This window comes from Chitinophaga fulva, assembly GCF_012927205.1.
Taxonomy (GTDB): Bacteria; Bacteroidota; Bacteroidia; order Chitinophagales; family Chitinophagaceae; genus Chitinophaga; species Chitinophaga fulva.
Genome location: NZ_JABBGC010000003.1, coordinates 677,964 through 695,795, shown reverse-complemented (window position 1 = coordinate 695,795; position 17,832 = coordinate 677,964). Strand labels below are relative to the sequence as shown.

Here is a 17,832-nt window from a genome sequence, read left to right as displayed (position 1 = left end):
TCGCATCAACAGCCATCAACATAATGAACAGTATCGTAAAAATTGAACATCTCTCTCACAAATATTCCGCTGCCTGGGCGATCCGTGATATCAACATGGAGTTTAACCAGACAGGCATAGTAGGGTTATTGGGTTCTAACGGCGCGGGGAAGTCTACCACGATGAATATCCTCTGTGGAACGCTTAATCAAACTGAAGGGCAGGTGTATATCAATGGATTCAACATGAGGGAGCAACCACAACTGGCCAAAAGAGAAGTGGGCTTCCTGCCACAGCAGGCGCCCCTGCACCTGGAGCTGACGGTTGACGAGTACCTGACCTATTGTGCCGGTCTGCGGCAAATGCCGAAGGACAAAATACAGGCGGCATTACAGGAAGTAAAGGAACGTTGCAGCATTGCCCATTTCAGCAAGCGCATGTTACGCAACCTCTCCGGTGGTTACCGGCAGCGCGTGGGCATCGCTCAGGCTATTATTCACCGTCCCCGCCTGGTGGTGCTGGACGAACCTACCAATGGCCTGGACCCTAACCAGATCATAGAGGTGAGGGCATTGATCAAGGAGATAGCGAAGGATTGCCTGGTGATCTTTTCATCACATATCCTCACGGAAGTACAACTGCTCTGCAAAGAGATCCGGATGATTGAGAACGGCAGGATTGTTTTTGCTGACACCATGGACGCCTTCAATAATTATGTAGAGCCACGCAGCGTGGTCATGCACCTCGAAAACCCGCCGACGGAAGCTGCACTGCTGCAGATGGCCGGTGTGGAGAAGGTGGAATTTCTCACGGAAAGACAGTTGCGGGTACATTTCAGTGGCGACCAGGAAATCGCCGAACGGCTGACAGCTACTGCGGTCCATAACGGATGGCGCCTTCGTGAGATCAACTTCGATAAGACCGCGCTGGATACCATCTTCAAACAATTGTCCATTAAATCCTCTCAATCTTAATTCTTCTATCATTCATAAATGAAAACGATTATCAAAATTGCAAAGACCGAACTGCGTACGCTTTTCTATTCGCCGATAGTCTGGTTCCTGATGATTGCGTTCCTGGTACAGTGTGGCCTGACCTATATGGGCACGCTGGAGCGCTACCTCAATTACCAGGAGTCTGGCGGCATGGATGCCGGGTTCCTGACGAATCTCACCCACGGTGTCTTTTTAGATCGGAGTGCCCTGTTTGATACGGTGATGGAAAAGCTGTATCTCTATATACCATTGTTGACAATGGGGCTTGTTGCCCGGGAAACCAGCAGCGGTACCATGCGGTTGCTGTATTCTTCACCGGTAAAGGTATGGCAGATCGTTCTTGGCAAGTATGCGGCTACCATGGTGTATAGCCTGATCATGGTAGCTATAGCCGGCATTTTTATGGTGGCAGGCATTTACAATATCCAGTCAATAGACATCGGCATCCTGTTGTCCGCTGCCCTGGGCTTTTACCTGTTGTTATGCACGTACGCTGCCATAGGTCTTTTCATGTCCTGTCTTACCACTTACCAGGTGGTAGCGGCCGTCTGCACCTTTGTCACTATTGCGGCACTGAGCTATATTGGTACCCTCTGGCAGGATATTAGCTTTGTAAGGGACCTTACCTATTTTCTTTCGCTGGCAGGTCGGGCCCGCAATATGCAGGGAGGGCTGATCTCCACGAGTGATGTTCTTTACTTCCTGCTGGTTACCGGCATGTTCCTCGCTTTCAGTTATCTTAAACTGAAGGGTGGTATGGAATCCAGGCCGCTGACAGTAAAAGGTGCACGGTATGCTATCATAGTGGTGCTGGTGCTGCTGATAGGGTATGTGAGCTCACGCCCCCGTTTTACCGGCTACTACGATACTACCGCCTATAAAGCCAGGACGCTTACGCCTAATGTACAGCGCATTGTTAAAGAATTGAATGAAGGCCCCCTTGAGGTAACCGTTTACAACAACCTGTTAAACCGGTATTCCTATTTGGGCCTGCCCCAGTACCAAAACAACTATATTGGGGGCTGGCAATCCTATTTAAGGTTTAAACCAGACATTAGCTTCCACTTTGTGAACTATTATGACAGTACGTTTGACGCCAGCAAGGAAGATCTTAAATACTACAAGGGTAAAAACCTGGAGGAGGTAGCCAGACAGAAAGCCAAAGGGCAGAATCTGGATATTAATATGTTTAAAACGCCGGAGGAGATCCGGAAAAAGATAGACCTGAAACCGGAGCTCAATCGTTTTGTCTTGCAGCTGCGTTATAAGGGTAAAGCCACCTTCCTTCGTATTTTTGATGATGTAGGGTTGTTCCCGAACGAAACGGAAGTGGCAGCAGCTTTTAAGCGTCTGCAACAGACCCGGCCACCCAGGATCGTTTTCCTGACCGGAGAATTAGAGCGTAGCATTCATAAATCCGGAGAACGGGAGTATCGGAAGCTGAACAACGAGCCTACTTTCCGTTATGCGCTGATAAATCAGGGATTTGACGTAGATACTGTTTCTGCGCAGACATCCGACATCCCGGCCGATATTGCCGCCCTGGTGGTGGCCGATCCTAAAGCGAGCTTCAGCGAAACCGCCCTCACAAGGATCAGGGAATACATTGATAAAGGTGGTAACCTCCTGGTAGCCGGTGAGCCGGGAAAACAAGCTGTGCTCAATCCGTTGCTGCAAAGCCTGGGCGTACAGCTAATGGACGGTGTCATTGCACAGCCGAGTAAAGACCTGGCGCCAGACCTGGCCCTGTCCTACCTGACTGGCACCGCTGCCACTTTTACGAAGCCGGTGGCCAACGCCTTTGGTGATAGTATGCGTGTATCCATGCCCGGGGCAACAGGGCTTACCTGGAATAACAACAACGGTTTTACGGTAAAGCCACTGTTAATTTCCGATGCTGCCCGGAGCTGGATTAAAAAGGACCGGCTGGTGACCGATTCCGGAGAAGTCGCTTTTTCTGCTGCCAACGGTGATGAGAGAAAGTCTGTACCCCTGGCCCTGAGCCTCAGCCGCAAAGTGAATGGTAAAGAACAACGTATCATTGTAACCGGTGATGCAGATTTCGTCTCCAACAACGAGCTAATGGCGAAGCGTGGAGATTTGAAAACGGCCAACTTCTATTTTAGTACCTCGCTTTTCAGCTGGTTGTGCTATGGCGAGTATCCCATAGATGCCACACGCCCCGAAACCAATGACAAAAGGATCACCTTAACACCCAATGGCCTGCAAGTGCTAAAGATATTTTTGTTGTGGGTGTTGCCAGGCATGTTACTGGCAACCGGAGCTGTTATATTGATCATGCGCAAAAGAAGATAGGGCTAAGTTAGTCATCACAGATAATGAATCCAGCGGATGGGTAACTTTTCGCTGGATTCATTATCTGTGGCCTGTTACCTGCAATGATCACCCACATCCCAGCTACTTCGCGTTAGAATTGCGCATATCTTTTACCTTTTCATAACGTGCCAAACAACTATCCAGCGGTTGACCCTGACTATAAATGCAGTCGCAGAAAGATTCGCAGGCTGCGGGATTTTTGCTGGTAGAGCATTGATTGCTGCACTCCGCTTCAGAGTTGCCCGGTCCTATCTCATATAAATAGGAAGTACCGACTATGATAAAGGCCAATAATACAAATGAACCACCAAAAAATATGATCCGAAGGCGCATACGCAGTTTTTTCTTAAGCGCAGGATAGTTGGTTGGGGGCTGCTTAAACGGCAAAATGTATTTTAAACGGTCATAATCCCAAATTAATAAAAACAAGCTTGCCAATAGCATCATCGTGACGAGCCTGGTACCTGCAAAGCGTGTAGCATAAGTCAGCACACAAATATTGACGATCATCGGAAAGTACATCAGCGCACCAAGAAGGGACGTCCTCGGTATCAGTAGTAATATAGCTGTTACGATTTGAGCACATCCAATAAAAGTATAATAATAGCCTGTTAGATATAAGGCATCGAAGTAATGTCCCAGAGGGTTATTAGGCGGCAGTCCGGCGGCGAAACGTTCTCCCATGATTTTTACCAGGCCAGCTGGAATAAAGCTCGCTGCCAAAGCGATACGACAAAACACAGCAAACCCCTTAAACCATTTGTCAGACTTGGCTTGATAGTATATTTCTTCAATGCTGCTCATATGGGTTTATTTATGATGTAACCCGAACTTTTTGGTGGATTTACTCCCAACTTTTACAATATCCTATCGGAATATGCTGGTCCCGCTAAAATTCATGCTTTTTTACGCGTGATTATTTTACTAAGGAGATAATGAAGAACGAATGCGATGGCAGTCCAGTAAAAAGCAAACGAAAGGACCAAAACGGGGGGCGCCGGGTCCGGGTCCTGAGCTAAAAACGACAAGGGGCCTATCAAAACAAATTTGACAGGGTATAGTATTGTGGCTAAGGTGCTCTTCCAGCCTATGGGAGACCCAGTTCCAGGGAACCACTCGCCGTTTCCGGGAAAGAGCCGGACTTCAGTTCCCAATACTGAATTAGAGATAAATTGAAAGGCAAACGCCGAAGCGAGAAAGGCAATGACGAATTTTGTTCTTGAAATCATCGCACGGCTTTATTTGGGTGATTGGTAGAAAGTGCTTTGAGATACAAAGTTAATTTACCCATTTTATAATTCAAAGTATTTAAGGGAAAATTTTAGTCTGACTCAACTGAGTATTCAGGTTAACCTGGATAAACAAACGGTGGCAGGAACATCCTGCCACCGCTTATGATAAATTTTTTGCTTCAGGTAGTTATCAACGGACCCTGGTGAAATTTCCACTGCTGTTCTGCAGAATATACAATACTCCAGCTCCCGGCCGGTATAATACCAGGTGACCGTTTTTACCGTTGCTCTGGTAGTCAAACGGAAATACCTTGTCATCTAGGGATTGCAGGTTGTAACCGCCTAATCCCTGTTGGGTAGCGTAGACAGTCTGAAAAACGCCATTGGTATTTTTGATCACGTACAATACGCCCTGACCAGGACGATACAATGCCAGATGGTCCTGTTTACCGCTGCCGGTAAAGTCATATGGGAACAGCCTGTCGGTAACAGACTGCAGGTCATAAGTGGCCACGCCTGAATGGGAGGAAAACACCTCACTGAAATAACCGTTGACGTTGCTCTGGATATATAACACACCCTGACCCGGACGATACAACGCCAGGTGGTCAGCCTTACCGGTACCGGTATAGTCAAATGCTACGATCTTATCATCGTTGGACCGCAGGTCGTATCCGCCAACCCCGGAGTGGGAAGCAAATACCTGGGAGAAGTTACCGTTATCATTCTTGAGGATATATAATACGCCGTCGCCGGGGCGGTATAGGGCGAGGTGGTCCGCTTTGCCGCTGTGGTTATAATCGAAAGCAATGACCTGGTCTTTCACTGACGCCAGGTTATAGCCAGCGATACCCTGATGGGAAGCATACACCTGGGTGAAGGAGCCGTTGTTGTTTTTCAATATATAGATGACACCCTGACCAGGCCTGTAAAGCAGCAGGTGATCGGCTTTGCCGCTGCTGGTGTAGTCAAATGGTATGACGCGGTCATCGGCAGACATCAGGTTGTAGCCGGCGATACCCTGATTGGAGGCAAATGCCTGGGTGAAGCTGCCGTTGTTGTTTTTGAGGATGTACAACACGCCGTCGCCAGGACGGTACAACACGAGGTGGTCGGCCTTGCCACTGCTGGTATAGTCAAAGGCAAAGGAGAGGTCGCGCTGTGACTGGAGGTCATATCCACCGATGCCCACTTCAGGAGGCGTGCCATATAACGCCTGCAGGGCAACCTGGTCGTTGGTATTGAAGGGTCTGTTGGTAGTAGTGGAGGTACAGGCCAGCATCCAGCTGTTGGGATCTTCCGCAGTGGGCGTACCAGGGATGTTAATGGCTCCTACGCCACCATCTCCTTCATTATTGGGATTGGAGAAACCGCAGCTGTAGCTTCTGTTGAAATAGTCGGTATGCCGCAGCCCGATGGTATGTCCGATTTCATGTGCGAACAGCGTTGCCAGGAAACCGGGGTCCGGATTGCTGCCGATATACCCTGCATTCAGCAGGATAGGGCTGGGCGGGTTACCCTGTGCGTCCGGAAAACCGGCAGAGCGGCCAAATATACCAGCACCGAGGTTCGCGTTCTGGATATCCACATTACCGCCGCTGCTTACTCTTCTAAAGGTAAGGCGCAGGTGCAGGTCATTATAGCGCCTGATGGCTTCGTCTGCTGCCGCAACATAGGCGGGTGGCAGATTGGTAACGGAAATAGTAATCTCACGCTGGCCTCCGGGCAGGCTGATCAGGTTGTTGGTACGGTATTGCTCACTTTTGGCAATCCGCAGTTGCGGAGAAGTTACCTGGCGGTCGATTTCTTTTTCACTGATGAAAATATCCCCTTCCACAATATAGCCGCCGTCAACTTTTACGATGCCGTTCGAACTGTATCCGGCAGCTTTAATTTTTTCGAGCAATTCATTAGAGGGCTTTTTACCGGTGTCGTCCTGGGTATTGTCCTTTTTGCAGGATGCCAGTACAGATACGACAAGAAACAGACATAGGGCTGTCCGGAAAAGTCGGATAGGATGTAGCATGATGATGATTTTGGATTATAAAAAGAGTACAGATAATATAGCAGGGTTATAAGCACAGATGCCTGGTTTCCATAGCACGGTAGTTTTAAGTAAAAATAAAACCAGCTACTGCATCGCCGTTTCAATGCAGGAGATCTTTTAACGGTTACGGAGACAAACAAACACAACTATCCGGGTTACCAATTTGGTTACCTCATTTTTGACGCCTGGCGCGCTGGTAAATGTTACTCAGCGGTGGTGGGATCAATAATGGTCGCTACTTCACTGATAGTATTGGCAGGAAAGCCTCCTTGCTTGGCGTGCTCCCGGACCATCTCTTCATTGGGCGCGATATAAACACAATAAATTTTATCGGCGGTCACATAACTGTGTACCCATTGAATTTGTGGTCCCATATTGCTTAGGACATTGCAGGAAGCCTGTGAAATTGCTTTCAGTTGTTCTCCTGATAATTTACCCGCACCAGGGATTTCACGTTCGATAACATACTTAGGCATAATGTAGGGGTTTAAATTGTTATCCTATGACAGTTAAATCTTACGCGCCAAGGGAGCTTTTACAAGTTCTGGCGTATGGTGGGTGGCCAATGGTGAAACAAAAAATGCACACCCTAAAGGTAACAATTATCTTAGGTAAACGGCTGGCGGGAAATTTTCCGGCCAGCGCGCTGAAATGGCCGGTATCTCTAAAGTGCTCAAATTCAATCATATACTACCAGTGGTTGTTGAATTACAACTGTAAGTAGCACCATTACAACTAACAGGTGTGGTGGTTTTAGCGATTCTGAAAAAGAACCCAGATACCTTTGCTGTATCGAAAAAATATATCAGATGGAAACAAAAATCATCGGCAACAAAATCGCCAACGCACGTAAAGCAATAAATATATCCCAGGCGCAACTGGCTCAGCAGCTGTTTATCAGTCCGCAGGCTGTCGGAAAATGGGAGCGGGGAGAATCTGTTCCGGACATTATTACCATGAACCGGCTCGCACAAATACTGGGGGTGGACCTGAACTATTTTTCTGAGAGCTTCCAGTCGACCACCGTCACCGCCGATGCTGTTGCCAGGGAGTTTTTGGACGAGCCGTCGGCAGAACAGCCAGCAAAGCCCGAAAATAAGCGTAATTGGGATATGTCCATGGGCAGCTGGGTGGATGCGGACTTTTCAGGGCTGAAGGACCTGCACGAAAAATTCAGTTCTTCCAACATGCAGCGTTGCAAATTCATCGGATCAGAGATGTCGGGGCTGCTGCTGAGAGGCAATCATATTGTCAGCTGTGACTTCTCCGGTTCTGATATCGGTAACAGCCATTTCCAGAGCTCCCATCTGGACACCAATGTATTTAAGGAATGTTCACTGAAAGCGGCGGAATTTTCAGGGAGCCATATTAAAAGCTGCAATTTCTCCGGTGCGGATTTGACCGGGGCGACTTTCAAATCCAGCAGTTTCCAGAAAAACACCATGGAAAATGCAGTGTTGTACGGGACCGCCTTCATCAGTTCCGCTATTACGGATATGGTTTTCGAGGGTACGATAGAAGACTGCTCTTTTGACAACTGTGCATTTTCCAAAGTAACCTTTCAAAATTCAACGCTCATCAATACTTTCTTTAAATGCAGGAAGCTGAAACAACTCCACTTTGTGGACTGTAAGGCAGACCGTATGACCTACGAATTCCTGAAAAACGGGAAAGCGGACGTGAGTGGTATCACATTGTTAACAGCATAAACGATCAACATGTCTCAAAATGGAATCGCCATCTCTGTAAAGGGATTAAAAAAATCCTACAAGAATCTCCCTGTGCTGACAGGAGTGGATTTTGAGGTAAAGACAGGCAGTATTTTCGCGCTGCTCGGACCTAACGGTGCCGGTAAAACGACGATCGTCCGGATACTGGCCACGTTGCTGAGGCAGGACAGCGGCAAGGTTACTGTCAACGGGTTTGATGTGGTGTCGCAACCCGATGAGGTGCGGCAGTCGATCAGCCTGACCGGACAGTTCGCAGCGGTAGATGAGATTTTAACCGGGCGGGAAAACCTGACGATGATTGCCCGGCTGCGGCATCTCCCGCATCCACAGCCGATCGTAGACGATCTGCTGCAACGCTTCAGCCTCACCGACGCGGCCGACCGCAGGGCGTCTACCTATTCAGGTGGCATGCGCCGCCGGCTGGATATTGCCATGAGCCTGGTGGGCAATTCACGGCTTATTTTCCTCGATGAGCCCACTACCGGGCTGGACCCCGAGGGCCGCATCGAAGTATGGAAGATCATTGAAGAGCTGGCTGATAACGGCACAACGGTATTCCTGACCACCCAATACCTGGAGGAAGCCGAACAGCTGGCCGACAGGATCGCCATTCTCCACAAGGGCAAAATCATTGTAGACGGCACGCTCGGGGAACTGAAGAAGCTGTTCCCACCTGCAAAAGTGGAATACATTGAAAAACAGCCCACGCTGGAGGAAATCTTTTTAACCATCATTAACCAAAAAACCACCGTATAATGGAAGCAATAAAAAACTACTATCTCGCAGACATGGGTGTGATGCTGGGACGCTCCATGCGCCATGTTTTCCGCAGCATGGATACTATCATCACGGTTACGATCATGCCTATCGCCATGATGCTGCTGTTCGTGTATGTATTAGGCGGCGCTATTAATGCTGGCACAGATAACTACGTGAATTACCTCTTGCCTGGCATACTGCTGATTGCGGTTGCCAATAGTATCGGCTATGTGTCTTTCCGGTTGTTTACTGATGTGCAACGGGGCATATTCGAACGTTTCAACTCGATGCCGATTGCGCGTTCTGCGGCGTTGTGGGGACACGTACTGACTTCGTTGGTATCCAATGTGATTTCGGTAACAGTCATCGTACTGGTAGCGCTGGTAATGGGTTTTCGTTCACCCGCAGGCGTGCTGTCATGGCTGGCTGTAGGCGGTATTCTCGCTATGTTTACGCTGGCGCTCACCTGGGTGGCTGCCATTGCAGGACTGTCCGCCAAGTCGATAGATGGCGCGAGTGCCATTGCTTATCCCATTCACTTTCTGCCGCTGGTCAGCTCGGCGTTTGTGCCTACCAAAACGATGCCTGCAGCGGTCCGTGCATTTGCGGAGAACCAGCCATTGACGCCGATGGTGGAAGCTATCCGTGCGTTGCTGTCCGGACAGCCTGTTGGTGGCGAGATCTGGCTGGCGCTTGCCTGGTGCCTCGGCATTATGTTCGTGGCATATGCATGGGCCATGCGGGTATACACGAAGCGGAGGTAAGTTGTAAATGAGAAAGCCACATCATCACAGGATTGATGCGGCTTTGGTATTGTAAGTATTCCATGAAAATCAATCCGGTATCACAGGCTCTACTAACCTGGCCAGTTTTTCCAGTGATTCCTGCCAGCCTAAATAACACATCTCTACCGGTATCACAGCCGGAATTCCTTCCTGCGTAATTTTTATCTCCGTGCCGGCAACTGTGTTCCGAAGCGATACGGTGGTCGTCATTTCTCCCGGCATGTTAGGATCGTCAAATTTATCAGTGTATTTCACCAGCTCGCCGGGCTTCAGTTCCAGGTATGTGCCACCGAAGGAATGACCATTGCCGGTGGAGAAGTTGTGGAATGATGCCTTGTGTTTACCACCTACTTTTACATCCATTTCATGGACCGTGCAGAGATATCCGTAAGGAGGCAGCCAGGACGCGAGGGCCAGGGGCTCGGTGAATGCGCGGTATACTTTCTCAGGAGTTGTTTTAAGGACTCTGTGTAGTGAAACAGTATTGTTTGACATAAGATATGTTTTTGTTTCCTACTCATCTGGCTTTTCGGTCCCGCCCGTTTTTGGAATGGTTGCTGCTCCATTTATCTGCTGTTGATGTCAACACAACAAAGATGCTAAGAAGATTGCATTTGGAGGGAGGCAGCATAAGACAATTTAGCGGGCTGTTTGCGACATAATCTGATTTTATCAGAAGGGGCTGTGCCTTATCGAAGGCAAAGCCCCTTTTGTCATTAGTTGTTTAATTGCAAAGACGCCGGACCAAATTCTTCAAAGTGGATAGAAGCTGTGTCCACACCGTTTTCTACGAGAAAACCATAGTGTTTGGCGATGAAAGGCGCAGGGCCGCAGATGTAATAATCTGCATCTGCCTGCAATACAGCTGTCTTGATTTCGGAGAGGTCCACCCAGCCGGTATGTTGTGTCTGTACTTCAGGTTGATCATAGAAGATATGATGATGAAGAAGGGGATAGGAACCGGCCAGTTGTGTCAGGTGATCTTTGAAAGCGTGTACTGCTTCGTTACGGCATCCATGTACCCAGGTGATAGGGGTGTCTGCCTGTTTGCCGGTAAGTGCTTCCAGCATAGCTATCAGTGGTGTCTGGCCTACGCCGCCACTGATGAATACCTGCGGCCGGGAAGTATGCTCTTTGAGCGTGAAAGTGCCCGCCGGCGCTGATAGTTCCACGACATCGTTTTCCCGGATATGTTGGTGGAGCCGGTTCGATATCATGCCATCGGGGTGACTGGCGCCCGTTTCTTTTTTGACGGATATACGGTAATATTTTCCGTTGGGTGCGCAGGAAATGCTGTACTGCCGCGGTTGCAGGAGCTGTAGTTCCGGCAGGAACAAACGCAGGCTGATATATTGACCGGGCAGAAAATCCGCCACGGCGCCACCATCTGCCGGATATAAATAGAAAGAGGTGATTTCCACAGATTCTTTTACTTTCTGTTTTACGATGAACGGCTTCCAGCCGGTCCAGCCCGCGTTTTTACTGACCTGTTTAGCATACAGGCCCTGCTCATGGCCGCTCATGATGGCTGCCAGCTGCTGATAAGCAGCGGCCCAGGCTTCCAGCAGGGCGGGTTTGGCGGCATCTCCCAGTACTTCCGCGATGGAAGCCAGCAGGTGTTTCCCTACAATTGCATAGTGTTCCGGACGGATATCCAGGCTGGTGTGTTTGTGCCCGATGCTGTCTACCACCGGCATCAGCACCGCCGGATTTTCAATATGCTCTGCATAGGCCAGTACTGCCATGGCCAGCGCAGTCTGTTGTTTCCCATTTTGCTGATTGCCCATATTGAAGACATGTTTTAACTCCGGGTTATGGGTAAACATCCGGTTGTAGAAATGAGTGGTCAGTAATACGCCATGCTCTCTGAGGACCGGTACTGTAGCGGTTACGAGCTGTTTTTGTTCTGTCGTCATCTTATATAAACTTTAAATAATAAAAGATATTTATGTCCTTTATTTTTATAAAGGAATAGGTGTTTGGGAGAAATCGGCGGCACAAAGATAGTTGTGGAATAATAAAAGTCAAAAATATCTTTTATTATTGGGAGAGATGATTTTGCAGATGAATGAATGGAAAATTTCTCTCCAAAAAACAGGCTAAACCTGTATTTTATTATCTTACAGCTATCCTAAATATATCTATGAAACAAATATTATCTCTTGTAGCATTTTTATTCGTGTTGAACGCATGTACCAACCTAGACCGTCCTCTCGACATACCAGATATAGTGAGGATATCCAAAACCAGGGAGCATCAGCAAATACCGGGAACAAGGATCTTTATGGTGATACCTAAAGGCTATACTGTTTCCGGGACCACCATCAGTAAAGCAGATGGGGCGGATATAATGTTAATGGAATCACGGGGACGGGCACTGGATAAGAATAAAGATATGGTTCCTGTTCCAAAAGAATCCCGTGCGGCTGTGACCTTTTTTCAGAAAAACTTTATGCTCAACGGATATCAGGCAAATATCATATATGGAAAAGTCAGGAAAGAAAAAGAAGAGAAAATAAACTTAGTAACAGGCGATGATAGTTTTATCATGGTTGCATTATGTAAAATCCCTGAAAATAATACGGTTGACAGGGATGAGATCATCACCGCGTTAAAGACCGCTATTGTTGATAAGTCCGTTGAGCTTGATTATGACGCTTTAAAAAATTATAGCCTTGATTTTTCTCATTCTGTTTTTAAAATGAATAAAAATGCTGCCGGTATTTTTTATTATACGGTAGATGGCAAAGGTGATGCAGTCAATAACTTTGTGACAACGATGGGTCAGCTGCCGGCCATGCCACGTGTGGAAGACATGAAAAATTGTGCCAGGGGGCTTGCGAAGCAAATAGTGGCGAAAATGGTCGTAAAAACCGGGGAGGAGAAAGTGATAAGCATCCGGGGGAAGCCTGCTTATGAGATCACCATGAAAGCTGAACTGGGTGGGATTTCCCAAAATGTGTATTTGTTGATATTGGGAAATGATAAATCTGCTGTTTACTATTTAGGGTATATAAATGATGACCAGCCTGCTTTATGGAAAGAATGCAAACAACTGGCCCAAACCCTGCAACTCAAATAAGTTATCATATAAAACCCCTTGCAGACGGTTACTGCAAGGGGTTTTATATGATAATGCAAACAATTTATTTAGCGGCTCCTGCTTTGATCAGGTCTGCCGGCGTGATCTGGTTGCTCAGCAAATAACCGAAAGCATCCCATCTTTTCTCCGGTTGCCCGGCAGGGCTTTTAGCATTGATATAATTTTTGATCAGCTCCTGTCCGTAATTATAGTTGATCACATAACTACGGTTTTTACGGATAAACTGTAATCCTTTTTCCGCCGCTTCCTGGTTGAGCAAGGTGTAGTTGAGCAACCACTGTACAGCAGTGGAATCATTCATGGAGCCATTCAGCATGCCTCTGGCTACTTCATTGCGCGCGTAATTGAGGCGGCCTTTGATGTCCAGCGCTTTGAAATAGGTGGTGATGCCGGTGGTGTCAAGGCCTGCCAGCGGTAACAACACATTTTTAGTGTAGGTGGTTTTCTCTTCACCAGGGAAAGCCAGTTCAATGCCATAGTTGGCGCTGCCTTCTGCAATCAGCGACTGAGGGCTGAAGAGCGGGTATAAGGAAATCTCCGTCCATCCTTTATCGTGATACAGGTTTTTTTCGAGCAACATATTATAGACATGATGACCGGGATAACCTTCATGGCAACCGAGGTCTATTGCTTTCTCAATAAAAATCCGGAGGTCCGCGCTCACCTGGATAAGGCTCTGGTACTTTCCTTTGTACCAGTTGTAACCCATCCAGGGCTTACCGCTGACATATTCCAGCGTAAAGTTTTCTGTGGAAGGGAGATCATAATGCTGCAAGGTGCGTTTGCGCGCTTCGGCAATGGCTGTTTTAAAGACGGTGTCCAGTTTATCCGCCGGGATCACGAAATGGTTGGCCAGTTGCTGAAAACGTGCTGCTACGGGGCCTTTTCCGGGCAACAGGCTGTCCAGCTCATTGATGAGTGAACGGTAATGTTCTTCGGGATACACGGGCGCCACCGCTCCAAACAACTCTTTGGATTCTTCGTCGAATGGTTTGTATTCACCGGAGAATATACGGATACGCCGGCCGAAAGCGGTGAGCTGCTGGGTGATCCAGTTGGCCCGGACACGCAACGTATCATTGCCGGTAGTACCGGCGATGTCATGCAGTGATTTTTTGAGTGCATCTACTTCAGCCAGGAAGCTGTCTTTCGGAAAAGCTGCTTTTTTGGATGCAGGTTTCAGGGAATCCGGCCCGTAGTAGGCGTCCACAAAATCAGGATCATACTGACCGATGTTCAGTCCGAGGCGCACATACTGTTGTGCGAGCTGGTCCAGTTGCTGTTTGGCGGTATCCTTTTCTTTGCCTGCATTACAGGCGAACAGTAATAAAAGCGGCAGCAGCCACAAGGTGTTTTTCATGTAGAAGCGTGTATTTATAAAGTAGCCCGGGGGGTACCCCCGGACATTTATTGAGCGATCAGGTCTTCGATTTCGGTAGCTGTTTTAGCGAAGGGGCGACCGAGAATGCGGCTGCCGGCGGCTGTTACCAGGAAGTTGTCTTCCAGTCGTACGCCACCGAAGTTGTTGTAAGCGGCCAGCTTATCATAACAGATGAAATCCCGGTGTTTGCCTTCGGCCTCCCAGGCGGCATTGAGCAGGGGATTGAAGTAGATACCCGGTTCTATTGTGAACACAAAACCTTCTTCCAGCTCACGTCCGAGGCGGAGCGATTTTAATCCGAAGTCGGTACTTTTCTTTAATGCTGCTGTATAGCCTACATATTCCTCGCCTAAACCTTCCATGTCATGAATGTCCAGTCCGAGCATATGACCCAGGCCACAGGGGAAGAAGAGGGCATGTGCGCCCGCTGCCACGGCCTCTTTGGCATTGCCTTTCATGAGGCCGAGGGAGATCAGTCCGGCTGCAATCTGTTCGCAGGCCAGCAGGTGGACGTCTTTAAAACGGATGCCTGGCCTTACGGCATCAGCAGCGGCTTTATAGGCGTTGTATACGATATCGTAGACTTCCCGTTGCGCGGTGCTGAATTTTTTATTGACAGGATGTGTACGGGTAAGGTCGCCCGCATATCGCATGGCATTTTCAGCGCCACAGTCGCAGAGTACCAGTTGGCCGTCGCGGAAGGCGGTTTTATGCGGATGGTTGTGCAGAAACTGCCCATTGGCTGTAAGAATAACGGGAAAGGATATATTACCGCCGGCAGCGATGGCCACGGCCTGCAGCCGACCGGCAATCTCCGTTTCTGTCACCCCCGCAGCGGCCAGCTCCATGGCTTTGAGCTGCATGTCTATGGTGGTATTGACAGCGATCTCTATCTGCGCTATTTCTTCTGCCGTTTTAATGGCACGCTGGCTGATGACCGCTTTTATCAACTTAACGGATACACGCTGTGCTACAGCTGCCGCAGGAATATCCAGCCAGGCAGAGAGCTTCAGGGTATGCTCCGGCCGGTAGGGTGGCAGGAAGTGGACCGGGCGTTGTTGTTGCACGGCCTGCGCCAGAAAATCTTCCAGCTGCGACAGTGGCCTTACCTCTGCCAATCCTGCCCGGGCAGCAGCTGATGCCAGCGAGTCCACAGGGCCTGTCCACATGATCTCCTCCACCGTGGCTTCGTTACCAAATAATATCTCCCGGTTATTATCAATGTCCAGCACAAATGTCAGTCCGGGCCGGTCAATCCCTGTAAAATACAGGAGGGAGCTGTCCTGCCGGAATGGGTAAATGTTGTCCCGGTAGTTCATGCCGCTGTCGTCGTTGCCGGGCAATAAAATGATACCGCTGCCCATATCAGCTTGCAGCCGGGTTCTTCTGTTGGTATAAGTTTCTTTTGAAAACACGTGGTGATGATTTAAGCGTGTTAAAAATAAACAACAAATACGGATGATGGATGAAAGGGTTAAAATGGGCACAGAGGAGGTTAATAATTGCAAAGGTGCATTATGGCCGCGTAAATATGGCTGTTCTGCCTAACAATGGCGTGCCGATGTATCCCCTGAGTTCAAGTTTATCTCCTTTCAGTGTCATAATGCTGCTGTATGTCTTGCCACTTTTAGGATCGTATATTTCGCCGTCTACCCATTTCCCTTTTTCAAATTTGAAGCCGGTCAGTATCACCAGGTTCATAATCTGGCGTTCCCTTAGTTTGGCATCCTTGTTCTTGATGTCTTTCCGTGGTGTTTTCCCATCTGCTTCATAAGGGTCTTTCATCCATACCAGTTTGCCATAATATTTTCCGGAAGACTCATAGATCTCTACTTTACCGTCTTTTTCCGGGTTAAGCCATTGTCCGTTGATAGCGTTTGATGACTGTGAGAACCCTGTCAAACTGGCTATACATAGCCCTATTACCAATGTTAGTTGTTTCATATGTTTAATCTTTACTGCAAAGAAAAGTAAATACCGTGTTTTTTTTGAAGATAGTTATTTACCGTTTTCTTAACAACTAAAGGGCTACATTTACACTCTTACTCATCGATAGCGCTTTATATTTTCATCTATTCTACCGGCATATTTGAGATTTATTTCCCGCTCTAAAAAATTTCAAATATGGTGGTATTCATCTTTTTCTGTGCCGTCTGGTATCTTTCATTATTCTCGCAAACCTTTTTCCAACATAGATATGCTGCTCATGGTGCGTTTACCATGAATAAGGGCTGGGAACGATTTTTCTTCATCTTTACGTATATCACACAAGGTTCGTCCTATATGAGCCCCCGGGCTTATGGGGTGATGCACAGGTTGCACCATGCACATACAGATACTGAGCTGGACCCGCATTCACCTTCATACTCGTCAAATATATTTTCGATGATGTGGAGCACGAGAACAGCCTATCAGCAGATTCTTCATAACAGGGTGGAAGTGGAGGACAAGTATACCAAAAATCTCCCGGAGTGGAGCTGGTTTGACCGTTGGGCTAATAGTACGCTTTCCCGGTTGTTATGGGTGGCAGCTTATGTGTTGTTCTTTATTGTGTTTGCCACAAGTCCGTACCAGTATTTGTTGTTGCCGATTGTGGTGACAATGGGCGCTTTTCACGGGGCAATCGTTAACTGGTTTGCTCACAAATATGGTTATATCAATTTCAGATTACGGAATACAGCGATGAACCTGTTGTTCGTGGATGTGTTGATGTTGGGGGAATCCTATCATAATAACCATCATAAACATCCGTCTTCTGTAAACTTCGGGAAGCGTTGGTTTGAGGTAGACCCGGTATATCATGTCATCAGGTTATTGTCTTATTTAAAGGTTATCAGGCTGACCTATCATCCCAAGATAGCCTGAAAATACGGAAGCCGGATAACAACATTTATACATTGAAATTCGGTATAATGTTGTTAACTGGCTTCTGGTAATCTCAGGATTTATTTCAACAAATACGGATGGTTAGAAAGTAGTTTTTGTTCCTGTTCCGGGACCAACCTTTTTCACCTCAGTGGCGTTGAAACCTTTGGCGTTTTTCTCCCGCATAAAAGACACTTTGTCTCTCTCCTTTATAGGTTCAGACACGTCGTTAATGTGAAAGAATATACTTTCCCTGGACTTGTCATCCGTAATAAACCCAAATCCTTTGGAGGTGTTGAAGAAATTAATAATCCCTGTTCTGATGGGATCTTCCGGAGGCCGTGGGGTGGCGCCGATCAGGATATCTTTTGAATCTATTTCCGTTTTTCGGGTTTCTCTTGGCGGAGTATCGGTGAGGTTCCCGTTTTCATCGACATAAGCCAGCATGTCTTCCAGGCTCTTGCCTTTGTCATTATTCAGCTTGCGCTCCTTCATCCTTTGCGCCTTGTCTTGTTTCGCTTTCGCTTTCTTATTTCTGTTTTCTTTTTTGGAAAAAGAATCACCCATAATTTACTGGTTTTAGTTAAATCGCATAATTGCGTAGTTACCCCTTCAGGTT

At 47.8% G+C, this 17,832-nt stretch carries 16 protein-coding genes; 7 read left to right on the top strand and 9 right to left on the bottom strand.

Going from position 1 to position 17,832, the window contains the following annotated elements:
* Window positions 1-23: 23 nt before the first annotated feature.
* Both HHL17_RS26110 and HHL17_RS26105 read left to right on the top strand, forming a co-directional pair.
* A complete protein-coding gene (locus HHL17_RS26110) occupies window positions 24-953 on the top strand; it encodes an ABC transporter ATP-binding protein (protein ID WP_206156175.1) in 930 nt (309 codons plus the stop codon).
* A gap of 18 nt (window positions 954-971) precedes the next feature.
* Entirely contained in the window at window positions 972-3,290 is a 2,319-nt protein-coding gene (locus HHL17_RS26105) for a Gldg family protein (RefSeq protein ID WP_169227785.1), read from the top strand.
* 102 nt (window positions 3,291-3,392) lie between these two features.
* Here the strand turns inward: HHL17_RS26105 and HHL17_RS26100 are convergent, their stop codons facing one another.
* From HHL17_RS26100 to HHL17_RS26090, 3 genes are all read right to left on the bottom strand, one after another.
* Entirely contained in the window at window positions 3,393-4,115 is a 723-nt protein-coding gene (locus HHL17_RS26100; protein ID WP_169227784.1) for a DoxX family protein, read from the bottom strand.
* 618 nt (window positions 4,116-4,733) lie between these two features.
* The gene (locus HHL17_RS26095) at window positions 4,734-6,569 is read right to left on the bottom strand and encodes a M57 family metalloprotease (protein ID WP_169227783.1); all 1,836 of its coding nucleotides are present in this window, start codon (window positions 6,567-6,569) and stop codon (window positions 4,734-4,736) included.
* Between the two features lie 224 nt (window positions 6,570-6,793).
* Window positions 6,794-7,066 carry a DUF4242 domain-containing protein gene (locus tag HHL17_RS26090; RefSeq protein ID WP_169227782.1) on the bottom strand — a complete coding sequence of 91 codons (273 nt, stop codon included), beginning with the start codon at window positions 7,064-7,066 and terminating at the stop codon, window positions 6,794-6,796.
* A 333-nt stretch (window positions 7,067-7,399) separates the two neighbouring features.
* On the opposite strand from HHL17_RS26090, the gene HHL17_RS26085 reads away from it, so the two are divergent.
* The 3 genes from HHL17_RS26085 to HHL17_RS26075 are packed head-to-tail and all read left to right on the top strand — an operon-like array spanning window position 7,400 to window position 9,843.
* Window positions 7,400-8,299 (top strand): helix-turn-helix domain-containing protein, encoded by a 900-nt coding sequence (locus tag HHL17_RS26085; protein WP_169227781.1) that lies wholly within the window; start codon window positions 7,400-7,402, stop codon window positions 8,297-8,299.
* Window positions 8,300-8,308: 9 nt separating this feature from the next.
* Window positions 8,309-9,076 (top strand): ABC transporter ATP-binding protein, encoded by a 768-nt coding sequence (locus HHL17_RS26080; RefSeq protein ID WP_169227780.1) that lies wholly within the window; start codon window positions 8,309-8,311, stop codon window positions 9,074-9,076.
* Window positions 9,076-9,843 (top strand): ABC transporter permease, encoded by a 768-nt coding sequence (locus HHL17_RS26075; protein ID WP_169227779.1) that lies wholly within the window; start codon window positions 9,076-9,078, stop codon window positions 9,841-9,843. The genes HHL17_RS26080 and HHL17_RS26075 overlap by 1 nt, the downstream gene beginning before the upstream one ends.
* Before the next feature lie 69 nt (window positions 9,844-9,912).
* Here the strand turns inward: HHL17_RS26075 and HHL17_RS26070 are convergent, their stop codons facing one another.
* Window positions 9,913-10,359, bottom strand: coding sequence for an SRPBCC family protein (locus HHL17_RS26070; protein WP_169227778.1), 447 nt, complete (start codon window positions 10,357-10,359; stop codon window positions 9,913-9,915).
* A 221-nt stretch (window positions 10,360-10,580) separates the two neighbouring features.
* Window positions 10,581-11,780 (bottom strand): NO-inducible flavohemoprotein, encoded by a 1,200-nt coding sequence (gene hmpA / locus HHL17_RS26065; RefSeq protein WP_169227777.1) that lies wholly within the window; start codon window positions 11,778-11,780, stop codon window positions 10,581-10,583.
* 227 nt (window positions 11,781-12,007) lie between these two features.
* On the opposite strand from hmpA, the gene HHL17_RS26060 reads away from it, so the two are divergent.
* The gene (locus HHL17_RS26060) at window positions 12,008-12,946 is read left to right on the top strand and encodes a hypothetical protein (RefSeq protein ID WP_169227776.1); all 939 of its coding nucleotides are present in this window, start codon (window positions 12,008-12,010) and stop codon (window positions 12,944-12,946) included.
* Window positions 12,947-13,010: 64 nt separating this feature from the next.
* Here HHL17_RS26060 and HHL17_RS26055 read toward each other — a convergent pair whose 3' ends face one another.
* The 3 genes from HHL17_RS26055 to HHL17_RS26045 form a co-directional block, all read right to left on the bottom strand.
* Window positions 13,011-14,327: a hypothetical protein gene (locus HHL17_RS26055; protein WP_169227775.1), complete on the bottom strand. Its 1,317-nt coding sequence runs from the start codon at window positions 14,325-14,327 to the stop codon at window positions 13,011-13,013.
* Between the two features lie 47 nt (window positions 14,328-14,374).
* Window positions 14,375-15,763, bottom strand: a complete 1,389-nt coding sequence (locus tag HHL17_RS26050) for an aminopeptidase P family protein (RefSeq protein WP_169227774.1) — start codon at window positions 15,761-15,763, stop codon at window positions 14,375-14,377.
* 100 nt (window positions 15,764-15,863) lie between these two features.
* Window positions 15,864-16,292, bottom strand: a complete 429-nt coding sequence (locus tag HHL17_RS26045) for a DUF2147 domain-containing protein (protein WP_169227773.1) — start codon at window positions 16,290-16,292, stop codon at window positions 15,864-15,866.
* A gap of 180 nt (window positions 16,293-16,472) precedes the next feature.
* Here HHL17_RS26045 and HHL17_RS26040 point away from each other — a divergent pair, with 180 nt between their 5' ends.
* Window positions 16,473-17,213 carry an acyl-CoA desaturase gene (locus tag HHL17_RS26040; RefSeq protein ID WP_169227772.1) on the top strand — a complete coding sequence of 247 codons (741 nt, stop codon included), beginning with the start codon at window positions 16,473-16,475 and terminating at the stop codon, window positions 17,211-17,213.
* A gap of 102 nt (window positions 17,214-17,315) precedes the next feature.
* Here the strand turns inward: HHL17_RS26040 and HHL17_RS26035 are convergent, their stop codons facing one another.
* Complete coding sequence (locus HHL17_RS26035; protein ID WP_169227771.1) at window positions 17,316-17,780, bottom strand: cold-shock protein; 465 nt, start codon at window positions 17,778-17,780, stop codon at window positions 17,316-17,318.
* Window positions 17,781-17,832 lie beyond the last annotated feature (52 nt).

What these genes read in the sequence shown, in the direction of transcription:
- HHL17_RS26110 (WP_206156175.1), top strand. Translation starts at nt 24, where the DNA reads ATGAACAGTATCGTAAAAATTGAACATCTCTCTCACAAATATTCCGCT.
- HHL17_RS26105 (WP_169227785.1), top strand. Translation starts at nt 972, where the DNA reads ATGAAAACGATTATCAAAATTGCAAAGACCGAACTGCGTACGCTTTTC.
- HHL17_RS26100 (WP_169227784.1), bottom strand. Translation starts at nt 4,115, where the DNA reads ATGAGCAGCATTGAAGAAATATACTATCAAGCCAAGTCTGACAAATGG.
- HHL17_RS26095 (WP_169227783.1), bottom strand. Translation starts at nt 6,569, where the DNA reads ATGCTACATCCTATCCGACTTTTCCGGACAGCCCTATGTCTGTTTCTT.
- HHL17_RS26090 (WP_169227782.1), bottom strand. Translation starts at nt 7,066, where the DNA reads ATGCCTAAGTATGTTATCGAACGTGAAATCCCTGGTGCGGGTAAATTA.
- HHL17_RS26085 (WP_169227781.1), top strand. Translation starts at nt 7,400, where the DNA reads ATGGAAACAAAAATCATCGGCAACAAAATCGCCAACGCACGTAAAGCA.
- HHL17_RS26080 (WP_169227780.1), top strand. Translation starts at nt 8,309, where the DNA reads ATGTCTCAAAATGGAATCGCCATCTCTGTAAAGGGATTAAAAAAATCC.
- HHL17_RS26075 (WP_169227779.1), top strand. Translation starts at nt 9,076, where the DNA reads ATGGAAGCAATAAAAAACTACTATCTCGCAGACATGGGTGTGATGCTG.
- HHL17_RS26070 (WP_169227778.1), bottom strand. Translation starts at nt 10,359, where the DNA reads ATGTCAAACAATACTGTTTCACTACACAGAGTCCTTAAAACAACTCCT.
- hmpA (WP_169227777.1), bottom strand. Translation starts at nt 11,780, where the DNA reads ATGACGACAGAACAAAAACAGCTCGTAACCGCTACAGTACCGGTCCTC.
- HHL17_RS26060 (WP_169227776.1), top strand. Translation starts at nt 12,008, where the DNA reads ATGAAACAAATATTATCTCTTGTAGCATTTTTATTCGTGTTGAACGCA.
- HHL17_RS26055 (WP_169227775.1), bottom strand. Translation starts at nt 14,327, where the DNA reads ATGAAAAACACCTTGTGGCTGCTGCCGCTTTTATTACTGTTCGCCTGT.
- HHL17_RS26045 (WP_169227773.1), bottom strand. Translation starts at nt 16,292, where the DNA reads ATGAAACAACTAACATTGGTAATAGGGCTATGTATAGCCAGTTTGACA.
- HHL17_RS26040 (WP_169227772.1), top strand. Translation starts at nt 16,473, where the DNA reads ATGGTGGTATTCATCTTTTTCTGTGCCGTCTGGTATCTTTCATTATTC.
- HHL17_RS26035 (WP_169227771.1), bottom strand. Translation starts at nt 17,780, where the DNA reads ATGGGTGATTCTTTTTCCAAAAAAGAAAACAGAAATAAGAAAGCGAAA.